This window comes from Rhodothermales bacterium (assembly GCA_013002345.1).
GTDB lineage: Bacteria > Bacteroidota > Rhodothermia > Rhodothermales > JABDKH01 > JABDKH01.
Window position 1 is genome coordinate 1 of sequence record JABDKH010000074.1, and the last position, 11,404, is coordinate 11,404.

The window sequence follows — 11,404 nt, forward strand, 5'->3', positions numbered from 1 at the left end:
CGATCTCGCCTCGGTCGACGAGTAGCATCACACCGAAGGTGGTCGCCAAGACCTTCGTGAGAGACGCCAGGTCGAACACGTGGTCCGTCGTCATCCGCTCGGGTGCCTCGAGCATCCGTCCGTCAGCCCCGACAAGGCTGGCGAAGCCGTAGGCCTTCTCGTGGAGGGTCTCTCCATCCCGCGCGATGAGCAGCACGGTGCCCGGCACCAGTCCGGCATCGATCGCTGCCTGAACGGTGCTGTCCGCTTGTTGCAGCGCTGCGATCATTGGTCCGTCTTCAGCGGGACGCGAGCAAGCCGACAACAGAATGCAGCACGCCGCCGTTCCGATGACCGTGTATATCAATCGATTGGAAAGCCGATGGCAGTATGAAACCATTCGTTACCTCATCCTGCATCTATACGAAGGGCGCCCTGCGGTTCTCCACAGGACGCCCGATCCGTGATTGTCATGTTGCCGCGGGTCCGTCACCGACCTGCTAGATACTCGGATTCGACGGAATGTTCGGATTGTTATCCCTTTCCGTCTGCGGATAGGGATAGTAGTTCCTGTTCCGATCGTACGAATCGTAGTCGCCTTCAAAAGGCGGACTGAACGTCGGGAAGAAGCGCCGGCTATCCTCCAGGCTCGTGCCACCCAGGAACGTCTCGACGCGACGATGCCGATAGATGGCCACAAGCACATCGTCCTGCGTCATGGGTCCGGAGTACGCGTCCGTGTCGGCGTTGATTCCAAACGGATCGTCCGTCTTGGTCAAGACAGCATCCAGGTTGGAGACGGCGTTCCCCATGTCTCCCTGGCGTGCGTACGCCTCGGCACGTGTCAGGTACATCTCGCCTGGCACGAAGACTGGAATCGGCTCGTCTACGACGTCGAAGAACCCTCGCATGGTCTCGACAGGAATCCTCGAGGTCTCCCCTATCTCGTCACGGTCTTCAAGAAAGAAATCCAGCCTTCCATCATCGACCACGAACTGAGTCGGATCGAATCCGAAGTTATCTACAGGACGATACGTGGCCGGCTCCAGTGTCGTCTGGATGTACAGCGGATTTTCATTGCTGTTTCCGTCGTCGTACATCCAGGCTGATCTGATATTCGGGTAATCCGCAAGCACGGCATTCGCAGCCGATATGGCACCCGCATGATTGCCGAGTACCAGTCGATATCTCGCGAGAAACGCGTTCAGGCACTGCTCAAGATCGAAGTCGGACGACCCGAGAACGTCGCTACGGAACGCGGCCGGAACACTGGCCGGTACAGCAGCCAGCCCGGCTTCGAGCAGCCTTACTGCCTCCTCGACAGCCTCAGTTCTCGGCCGAAACTCGCCTTCGCCGCCCGGGTCCACGGCAATCGGCAGTTGCTCATAGAACTGTGCAAGCGTACCCAGGGCCATTCCCTTGAACAGGTATCCGGTGGCCTCGAAGGCCCCGCGCGTTGCGGGCTCGCCTACAACGTTCGCGTTCTCGATGACCTGGTCTGCCATACCCATCACCCGATAGGCATTACTCCAGATACTGGTCAGGATCCCGTTCTCCGGCGGCAGGGCCGAACCGCCCAGTTCGATCTCCTGCGGGTTGGTGAATCCGACCACGACCCCAAATTCTCGCGTCGATAGCGCGGAGGATCTAATCATCGGACTGAGGAAACTGATCGAATACGTTCTCCTCATCCCGATGGCAAGCGACTGCAGTCCACCGGCCGTCGACACGACCTGATCCTCACTCGCCGCGTTGGGATTGTCAAAGTTCGTGTCACATGCGGCCATCCCCACGGCAAGTAGCAAGCACGTACCGCCGGAGAGGGCTAATCTCGTTATCCTTTTCATGACTTTCATCTGGAATGTCGATTCGAAGAAATACAAAGTGTGTTGACTAAAACGTCAGGGTCGCGCCCAACGAATAAGTCCGTGGAATCGGTACTGTGCCAAAGTCGAATCCCCGAACACCGGTGTTCCGACCACTGATCGTCACCTCCGGATCGTAGTTCTTGTAATCGTCGATGGACAGGAGATTTCGCCCCGATAATGTCAACCTGACCGACCGTAGCACTCGCGTCTTAGGCATCAGGGTATAACTAACGGCTATCTCTCTGAGCTTGATGAACGATCCGTCCTCGACATACTCCTCGAGGATCAGGCCGCTGCCCTTGGCGTTGGCAGTGCCCTTCGTGACCAGTCCCTGCTCCTCCAGCCCGTAGTCGTAGCCGCCACGGTAGTTGTGCCGGTCGAAATTCCTCCGGTTCCAGTTCATGATGTCTCCACCCTGAACTGCATCCCACTGCATCCGGAAACCCCATTGCTTGTAGTTCACGTCAGTGATCAATGAACCGGTCCAGTCCGGGTTCGGATCTCCTACAACGAGTCGCAGAAGTCCTCCAGTTGGCTGACCGCTCGCGTCTCTCTGAGCGCCCGTCAGATTTCCGTCACTGTCCCGGCGAATGCTGGAATCATTCGGATCGCAGATGGATGTATCACCGGTCTCACAGGCGATCTGAAGCGCCTGGTCACCCCGTTCTGCCTGCGGCAGCCCGCCCGGCGTCAGGAGGATATCGCCATTGTCGTCACGCGCATATGCTCTCCAGTAGAACACGCCCAGCGGCTGATCTTCAATTGCGTATTGCGAACTGAATCCACCGATGCCGAATCTCGAGCCTCCCGCAAGTGACGTGACGTTGTTGCGGTTTCGACTGAACATCGCAGTCACATTCACGTCGAGATCCTCCTTACGGACGACGACGCCGCGAACCATCACCTCGATTCCCTTGTTCGTCAACTGACCCACGTTCTCGATCCTCGTCGAAGCCCCTGTCGACGGTGACAACACTCGCGAAAGCAGCAGATCGTCGACGGTCTGATCGTAGTACGTAAACTCGACACCAATGCGGTTCTTGACTATCGAGAAGTCCGCTCCCACCTCGAGCTCCTTCTGCGTCTCGGGCTTGATATCCGCATTACCCAGTGACGTCGACGGGATGAGACCCGTCTGGCCGCCGAACGAAACCGGATTGTAGTTGGTGAAACGCTCGAAGGGTCCGATACCCGTCAGGTTACCTGACTTGCCCCACGAGGCTCTGAGTTTGAAGGTCCCGATTGCATCCGAGAGACCATCCCAGAACGACTCTTCGGACAACACCCATGCACCACTGACTTTCGGATAGAACTGGGTGTTGTTGTCCTCGCCAAAGACCGAGGAACCGTCGATACGGCCCGCACCGGTCAGAAAGATCCGATCGCGATACCCGAAGGTCTGCTGGATATATCCACCCCGCACGGCGCGCTCTGAAACGAAATCGGAGCTCGCCACAATGGTACCGCCGTCAATCGTCTGAACGATCGGTCCGAGGTTGTTCGCCTCGTTGATAATGGACTCGGCCTTGTCATACTGATACGTCCCACCAACAGCGGTCGTCGATTCCACATCATCCGTAATCGGGGTCGCATACTTCACGTTGAGGTCGATGTTGTACAGCTTTCGCGTGATGTCTCCTCGTCTCGTGAAGCCGTTCGGCACAGCGACGCCGCCCACGGGCTTGAATCCACGTGACACCTGGCCGTAGGTGTCATAGCCCGTGATGAGATCAACGGACAGACCCTCGTAGGGAGTCAAGTTCAGGTTGACACTACCGGTGAACCGGTTGATCTCCTGGGTAAACTCATACGTATCGATCACCTCAAACGGGTTGCCGAAGAAGGCATTACCAGTCCCTGGCGCTGAGTAGTTGCCCAGTTCATCCGGCTCGGCCGAACCATTGTGCGGCAGGAACTGGATGGTCGTGATCGCGCCGTCAAAGAAGCTCTCGCCACCCGTCGGAATGTCGTTGCTGAAGCTTCGCGTGACGTTGGTGCCCACGTTCACAAACGCCCAGTCCGACAGCGTCTGGCCGACATTCACGCGGAGGGTCGTACGCTGGAAATCCGAGTTGCGAATGATCCCTTCGTTGAACTTGTGAGAACCGGAGATATAGTAACTGGTGCGGTCGCTTCCACCCGATACCGAGACGAACTGATCCGTACCATATCCCTCGTCGAAGATGTAGTCCTGGTAGTCGAACCGCTCGACCGGACGCGTCGCCAGGTTCGTGTTGTCGGTGGGATCGACCCACTCGACCGGAGAGTCGTTGACCTTCACCGTCTTACGCACCTGACTCATCATCACGGACGTCGAGTAGGTGACGGTCGGTGCGCCCGACTTGCCTCGCTTCGTGAAGATCTGCACGACGCCGTTGCTCGCTCTCGAACCATAGATCGCCGCAGCCGCAGACCCTTGATGACCTCGATCCGGTCGATGTCGGCAGGGTTCAGGTCGACAAGTCGATTCTGTACGCCGCCACTGCCGACCAGCACCAGTTCGTTGGAGCTGTTGTCAACGATGACGCCGTCGATAATGTAGAGCGGCTCAGAGCCACTGTTGATCGTGCTATTGCCCCTGAGCTTGACCGAGATCGCACCGGCTGGCGATCCTGACGTCTGCGTTACCAGAGCGCCGGTGATTTTTCCGGAAAGCGCGCCCGATGCATCAACGGCACCGGAGCCTGCAATCTCACTCCCGCCAACCGAGGAAATCGTGTTACCAAGCTGCTTCCTCTCCGTCAGACCGGTTGTACCCGTCACAACCACTTCGGAGATCCGCAGAATGTCTGGCTGCAGCACCAGGTTGATCGTGCCCGATTCCGACACCTGTCTGCGCTCCGTCTTGAAACCGACGAAACTGTACTCGACAGTGACCGACGTTCTCGTGGTTGGAAAGTTAAATTCGTAGCTGCCGTCCACACCTGAAGCGGTACCCAGCGTCGTGTTGGTCACACGGATAGACACTCCCGGAAGTGGACGCCCTTCGTCGTCTGAGACTTGACCCTGCAGCGTGATACGACGCTCCTGGGCACTGACGTCAGCAACGAGCAGCAAGCACACGAATGTGGTGAGCAGAACTTGTAGGCCAGTTCGAGAGAGGACGACGAAACGACCTCTCAAAGTAGTAGATATACGCATGGCAGACGATCGGATGAACATATGCGAAACGAATCCCGGTCAGAGCCCTCAGGGTCCCTGTCAGGGCGATTCAATAAGGTATGAACGCATCCACCGATTTACAATGTGACGCAGTGATGGTCGGGAAACCCCTACGGCATCTCTATCGCAGGTTTCTGCCTATAACGGGGCACATGCGATCGCCGCAGCGGTTGGATCCTGTTGCACGCCATATGAGCGGGCCGCCGCATCGTTTTCGTCCTTGCCATTCGGCTCGCCTACACATTCGACGGGTCCAAGAAAGAAACTCATGCCTCACGGAATTCAGCAGCGCGTCACTGCAGTCCTGCTTCTCGCTTTCTTTGTTTCCGGCTGCGCCCGACCACACGACGGCGAGGTTCCCTGGCGCAAGGGCAATCTCCACACACACTCGCTCTGGAGTGACGGAGACGACTTCCCGGAGATGATCGTCGACTGGTACAAGACCAACGGCTACGATTTCATTGCGCTATCCGACCACAACACGCTGGCGGAAGGCGAGCAGTGGGTGTCCGCACGTGACCTGCAGCAAGGCGCACTAGCCGAGTACCTGGACCGGTTCGGTTCAGAATGGGTCAACTTGAGCGTGCAGGAGGGTGATACGCTGGTCAGGCTGAAGACCCTTGCTGAATACCGGCCCCTGCTGGAAGAGGAAGGACAGTATGTCATCATCCAGAGCGAAGAGATCAATGGCCGGTTCGAGTCTAAGCACATCGGGATCAACGCCACGAATCTGATGGAGGTGATTGCCCCTCAGGCAGGAAACAGTGTGCTCGACGTCATGCAAAGGAACGTTGACGCCGTGCTCGAGCAGCGGCAGAAGACCGGCCGGCCGATGTTCCCCCACATCAATCACCCCAACTACCAGTGGGCCGTCACGGCCGCTGACCTGGCAGCCCTCGAAGGTGATCGCTTCTTCGAGGTCTACAATGGCCATCCAGACGTTCACAATGAAGGCGACTCGACGAGAATAGGCACCGACCGGATGTGGGATGTGGTTCTCGCCGAGCGACTTCTTCACGGCCGCGAAATCATGTACGGACTCGCGGTCGACGATGCCCACCACTATCACGGCCAGGCGTCCAGGTTGGTGAATCCCGGTCGAGGCTGGATTCAGGTGCGCTCGGAATCGCTGGAAACCGACAGCCTGATTGCAGCCATGGAACGCGGAGATTTCTATGCGTCGACGGGCGTTAAAATCGCCGACATCAAGTTCACCCGTGATGCCCTCTCCATAACGCTCGATGCCGAACCAGGCGTCAGCTACACAACCGAGTTCGTCGGGACACGCATGCCCCGTGCTGAGTCCGACAGCGATGACTACGACGCGCAGCAGCGATCCATCCAGGTCGGCGTGTTGCTGGACAAGGCGGAAGGCTCCTCAGCTTCGTACACATTCACCGGTGACGAGCTGTACGTTCGTGCCCGCGTTGTGTCAGACAAGACGAAGGAGAATGGACAGCGCGACGGCGAACTCGAAGTAGCGTGGACACAGCCGGTCTTGCCGTGAAATGAGCCGGCAGACGATCGTCCAGGCTAGACCGGTTCGAACGTTGCCGAAAAGTGTCGAAGCGCCTCTGGCTGCGATACGATGCGCACCCCTCGGACCCTCTCGCGATTCTGAAACACGTCCAGAATGGACTCCACCACAAAGTCGATCTGACTCTTGGTGTACACGCGGCGCGGGATGGCCAGCCGCACCAACTCGTTCTCCGCGAAAGACTCCTCTCCCGAATTCGGATCACGTCGTCCAAACATCACCGACCCGATCTCGACAGACCTGATACCGCCGTGCCGGTAAAGCTCGATGGAAAGCGCCTGACCCGGATAGCCTGACTTCGGAATGTCCGGCAACATCGACTGCGCGTCGATATAGATGGCATGCCCCCCGGGCGGTTGAACGATCGGCACGCCTTCCATCGCAATCCGGTCTCCCAGATAGCTTGTGGAGGCGGCGCGGTATTGCTGATAGTTATAGTCGAGCGCTTCGTACAGTCCCACCGCGATCGCTTCGAGGTCGCGGCCTGCCAGCCCTCCATACGTGGGGTACCCCTCGGTGAGAATCAGCAGCTCCTTCTCCTGACTCGCGACCAGATCGTCGTTCGTACAGAGAAACCCGCCGATATTCGCCATGCCGTCTTTCTTGGCGCTCATGGTGCAGCCATCCGCATACGAAAACGTCTCTCGGGCAATATCGATGAGTGACACATCCGCATACCCGTGCTCGCGCGTTTTGATGAAGTACGCGTTCTCGGCAAATCTGCATGCGTCGAGATAGAAGCGAACTCCACGGTCACGACAGATCTTGGACGCCCGACGGATATTATCCATCGACACGGGTTGACCACCACCACCATTGTTTGTGATGGTGATCATTGCGAACGGGACCTGACCGGCGTTTGCGTCCAGTGCCCGCTCCAGGGCTTCGAGGTCGATGTTTCCCTTGAACGGATGCGAAGTCGCCAGGTCTTTTGCTTCCGCACACGGGAGGTCTATCGCTTTGGCCCCGGCCGCCTCCAGATTGGCCCTCGTGGTATCGAAATGCGTGTTGTTCGGGATGACATGGCCCGGACGAACCAGCGTGGCCGCCAGAATGCGCTCCGCAGCTCGTCCCTGATGCGTAGGTATCACATGTTGAAAGCCGAAAATGTCCTTGACCGCCTTTTCGAACCGTTCAAACGACGGACTCCCGGCATACGATTCGTCGCCACGCATCATGGCCGACCACTGCTCGGCGCTCATCGCACCTGTTCCGCTGTCAGTCAGCAGGTCGACAAGAATCGCACTGGAGGGGATTCGAAATAGATTGTAGCCGGCGTCTCGAAGGATCTGTTCGCGCTCGGCCAGCGTGGTCATCCTGATGGGCTCGACAACCTTGATCCGAAAGGGTTCGATTATGCGGTCCATTCCTCGGTGTCTCTATTCGGGTTTGGCATTTCATTAGCCCGTCAAGTTAAGGACGCGCAGGCTGGCGTTCGCAGACGATCGTACTGCAGACATTTTCACCTCAGCTTCCGGCTACGCCCGAGTCGACTGGCCCACTGGATTTCTTGCGCCGCCCGTGGTACATAGTCCGTGATGACGAGCGCAAGCATCAACGCATATCGACGTGTTTCAGATTCTTGTAGTATCAGACGGCACGGGAGGCACAGCCGATCGTGCCGTACAGGCAGCATTAACTCAGTTTGGTGCCGACCGGGCCCAGATCCGACTTCACGCGAATGTCAGAACGAGAGAGGAAATCCGGAACATCATCGACGAGGCGAGTCCCGGCGACGGTTTCGTAGTCTACACGATTGTGTCCAGTGAGCTTCGAACAACGATTGGAGAATACAGCCGGGTACACGGAGTCGTGGCTCTGGACCTCCTTGGCCCGCTCCTCACCGAACTGGCTCATCGGTTCGCAGATTCGCCATCGGAGAGGCCGGGGCTTTTTCGGGAGTTGAACAGAGAGTACTTCCAGCGTATCGAAGCGATGGAGTTTGCGTTTCGCCACGATGACGGTCAGCGGACACAAGAACTCGACCTGGCTGAGATTATATTCGTGGGTGTCTCCCGAACGTTCAAGACTCCACTCAGCATCTACCTTGCGTTCAAAGGATGGCTGGTTGCGAACGTCCCGATCGTACTCGACATCCCGGCCCCGGCTGTACTGTCTGACATCGAACCCGGGAAGGTCGTCGCACTCACGACGGATTCGTCACATCTCGCCTACCTGCGGCGAGCTCGCCAGGATCTCTTCGGCGGTGCGACCGGCCGGTACGCCGAAGCCAGTCATGTGCACCGCGAGTTGAAGTATGCGCAGGATCTGTTCGATCGCCACCCTGGATGGTCGGTCGTGAGCGTTACGAACAAGCCCATCGAAGAGATCGCGACCGAGGTCCTCGATGTGATGAAACGATCAGCCGCGAGGTAGACACGGCTCGTCGCCCGACCAGTGAATCAGGCCGGAACGTCGGCTCCCACACTTGGGCGCACTTTCGGCGCAAGCCCGTGTACGCCATATCGGACGGCGTCGAACAGGAAAACGGCGTACGATTTGTAAATGGATGTGCCGATCCGCTTGTACTCGGGCAGGAGCACCTTGTGCAGCTTCGGGAGATTATACCAGGGCATTCCCGGATACAGGTGATGCTCGGCGTGATAATTCAGATTTACGTTGTACAGCGAGAACGCCTTAGAACTCAAAACCGTTCGAGACTCCGTCAGGGGATGTCCCTTCAACGTGAGCATGTGTTCGGCCCAGCTTCTGACATTGCCGAAGAACGCGGCAACCAGGCATGGAATAAGCCACACGGCAACAACCGCGTCCCAGAATCCGAATCGGAGACTCGCCAGGATGACGCCGCCGTAAACCACAAACATGATCGCATACTCGGTAACGATGCGCCGCCGATCCCTGTTGCTACCGCGAAGCAGTGCAGTTAGCGGAACGTGTATCAAGTACAGAAACATCCCGATGAACAGCCAGAGGTAGAACAAGAGCGACAGTACCCCCTTCTTGTTCGTGATGTTCATGAACTCGTCGGGGTCGAGGTCGGTCCGGTTGTGTGCGTGGTGCAGTGTGTGAGTCACCTGATAGGCAGTGACCGAGAAAAACGCCGGTGCACCGCAGAGAAAGCCCAACAGGCGATCGGCGGACTGCTTGCGGAAGAGGTTGCCGTGAGTGGCTTCGTGCATGAGGTTCGCCAGCCCGTGTATCACGATCCCGATCCAGAGAGTCCCGAGGATACGCACGGCCAGATGCGGAAAGGTCAGGACGACCCACGCCCCGACCGCCCAGTTGGCGAGGAAGAAAAGGGCGATGAAATTCCAGCGCTTGTCAATCTTGTGGAGACCACGAATGGCTGTCCGAATCTCAGGCGACAGGGATTGGTGCCATTGTTTGGCAACGTTTTCGGTTACGGTGTTTTCGTTCATCGCATTCGACGGATTTGCAGCACAGATCGGGCGAGCAGACGGACCCACAGTGAGAGCGCGGGAGCATGAACTCCGCGCCGGAGGGCCCATCCTAATTAATATACCCTCACCGGTCTCCCATGTAAAGTAACTCGTTGTAATACTCGGGGTTATCGCAACCCTGAGCGGATGATCGGCATGACGCTGAATCGACCTTTGGGTTTCTCGACGGTAGGCTGCTTAGCTGATTAACGAGTTGCCTCCATCCGGCCGGACACGGCTTTGATCTCCATCCACCGAATCGCCGGGTGCCATCGATGACCTCGCGGTCTCACCCCGGCGGGTCATCGCACCGGTTGTCCGATGCGTCGGGGCAACTCCGTGTAGCTCAATACTTCACCCCGCCGATGTCGCATTCGATTCGCAATTGTTGCCTACTCGGACAGCGTGTCCTCCAACACACCTGGTCTCGCGGACCACGGCCGTCGGGCTACTGCCGTGTGGAACGAGACGGAGTTCCGAGATGCAATTCCGACCACAGCGCCATCGCGCTTCCTTCTCTGCCGGCGAATTCCGAGCCGCGCTTCTGACCATCGTCATCACCGCCGGAGCCGCGATCGCGCCCGGCGTCGCCTTGTCTCAGGACCGAACGAGCGGTCATACGCACTCACGAGACGAGGCGACGACCTCGCAGTACACCGGTGCGACCGACGCGCAACTGCGAAGGGTGCTCGTCGTCTTCGTCCGATTTCGCGACGACACGACCGTGTTTCCCGGCTGTACGGAGAAAGCACGGCAGTGGCGGCATCCGGACCAGCTTCCTGATTTCGCCGACTACGTCTTTGATTCCGACAACCTGCCACCGTTCGATAGGCGGTCTCTGACGGACTACTTCTACAGGCAATCCAGCGAAAAGCTGATTGTGCTCGGCGAGTCCTTCCATCGCGTAATAGCCACACAGTACGATGCGCGGGATTACATGCAGATAGATGCGACGGCGTTGGATCTTGAAAGGCTGTCTCGTGAGATCATGACCACACTCAACGATGATCCGTCAGTCGACCTTTCCGATTTCGATGCGGACGAGAACGGCGTGATCGACTTCGTGTTCATCGTCCTGCGACAACCGATGGGGGTGAAATTGACTTCTGGCGGTGCGAGTGGAGTCGCTCACCTTGGCTACAACTCCAGCGCTGTTTATGGATCGGATCCCGGAAATCTCAAGAAGATCAATGACTATCGAAGCGGCGCATACATCAAGTACAACAATGCCGGCAACATCTTCCCCGACCTGAACCTCTTTCGCTTGATGGCGCACGAGTTCCTTCATGGTCTCTTCCCGCCTGGACGAGAGGTAGGAATCATGGGGCATATTGCTGTTGACCGTGACCGGCCGGGGGTGGGCTATCACCTGATGGCAGCGCACGAGAATCGTGGCGGTTCTCAGACCCTGTCAGCTTTTGAACGAGAAAATTGGGGATTGATCGATTGCCTGACCG

The 11,404-nt window shown here is 57.8% G+C and carries 9 protein-coding genes; 3 read left to right on the forward strand and 6 right to left on the reverse strand.

The window, feature by feature from the left end; genetic code table 11:
* From HKN37_03820 to HKN37_03835, 4 genes are all read right to left on the reverse strand, one after another.
* Positions 1–268 (reverse strand): serine hydrolase (locus HKN37_03820; protein NNE45768.1); only part of this gene is annotated, 268 nt, incomplete at its 3' end.
* Between the two features lie 211 nt (positions 269–479).
* On the reverse strand, positions 480–1,826 hold the full coding sequence (locus tag HKN37_03825) for a RagB/SusD family nutrient uptake outer membrane protein (protein NNE45769.1): 1,347 nt from the start codon (positions 1,824–1,826) through the stop codon (positions 480–482).
* A 46-nt stretch (positions 1,827–1,872) separates the two neighbouring features.
* Positions 1,873–4,245 carry a SusC/RagA family TonB-linked outer membrane protein gene (locus HKN37_03830; protein NNE45770.1) on the reverse strand — a complete coding sequence of 791 codons (2,373 nt, stop codon included), beginning with the start codon at positions 4,243–4,245 and terminating at the stop codon, positions 1,873–1,875.
* Positions 4,152–4,988 (reverse strand): TonB-dependent receptor plug domain-containing protein, encoded by an 837-nt coding sequence (locus HKN37_03835; GenBank protein NNE45771.1) that lies wholly within the window; start codon positions 4,986–4,988, stop codon positions 4,152–4,154. Before HKN37_03835 ends, HKN37_03830 begins: the two co-directional genes overlap by 94 nt.
* 289 nt (positions 4,989–5,277) lie before the next feature.
* On the opposite strand from HKN37_03835, the gene HKN37_03840 reads away from it, so the two are divergent.
* Positions 5,278–6,516: a histidinol-phosphatase gene (locus HKN37_03840; GenBank protein ID NNE45772.1), complete on the forward strand. Its 1,239-nt coding sequence runs from the start codon at positions 5,278–5,280 to the stop codon at positions 6,514–6,516.
* Between the two features lie 26 nt (positions 6,517–6,542).
* Here HKN37_03840 and HKN37_03845 read toward each other — a convergent pair whose 3' ends face one another.
* Positions 6,543–7,913, reverse strand: a complete 1,371-nt coding sequence (locus HKN37_03845; protein ID NNE45773.1) for a tryptophanase — start codon at positions 7,911–7,913, stop codon at positions 6,543–6,545.
* Positions 7,914–8,115: 202 nt separating this feature from the next.
* Here HKN37_03845 and HKN37_03850 point away from each other — a divergent pair, with 202 nt between their 5' ends.
* On the forward strand, positions 8,116–8,922 hold the full coding sequence (locus HKN37_03850; protein NNE45774.1) for a kinase/pyrophosphorylase: 807 nt from the start codon (positions 8,116–8,118) through the stop codon (positions 8,920–8,922).
* Between the two features lie 26 nt (positions 8,923–8,948).
* On the opposite strand, the gene HKN37_03855 is transcribed toward HKN37_03850, so the two are convergent.
* Entirely contained in the window at positions 8,949–9,926 is a 978-nt protein-coding gene (locus HKN37_03855; GenBank protein NNE45775.1) for a hypothetical protein, read from the reverse strand.
* 502 nt (positions 9,927–10,428) lie between these two features.
* Here HKN37_03855 and HKN37_03860 point away from each other — a divergent pair.
* Positions 10,429–11,404, forward strand: a 976-nt coding sequence (locus HKN37_03860; protein NNE45776.1) for a hypothetical protein, incomplete at its 3' end; no start/stop codon positions are given.

Bases quoted from the DNA above. Each gene is read 5' to 3' on its own strand.
- HKN37_03835 (NNE45771.1), bottom strand. From the start codon at position 4,988: ATGCGTATATCTACTACTTTGAGAGGTCGTTTCGTCGTCCTCTCTCGA.
- HKN37_03855 (NNE45775.1), bottom strand. From the start codon at position 9,926: ATGAACGAAAACACCGTAACCGAAAACGTTGCCAAACAATGGCACCAA.
- HKN37_03825 (NNE45769.1), bottom strand. From the start codon at position 1,826: ATGAAAAGGATAACGAGATTAGCCCTCTCCGGCGGTACGTGCTTGCTA.
- HKN37_03840 (NNE45772.1), top strand. From the start codon at position 5,278: ATGCCTCACGGAATTCAGCAGCGCGTCACTGCAGTCCTGCTTCTCGCT.
- HKN37_03845 (NNE45773.1), bottom strand. From the start codon at position 7,913: ATGGACCGCATAATCGAACCCTTTCGGATCAAGGTTGTCGAGCCCATC.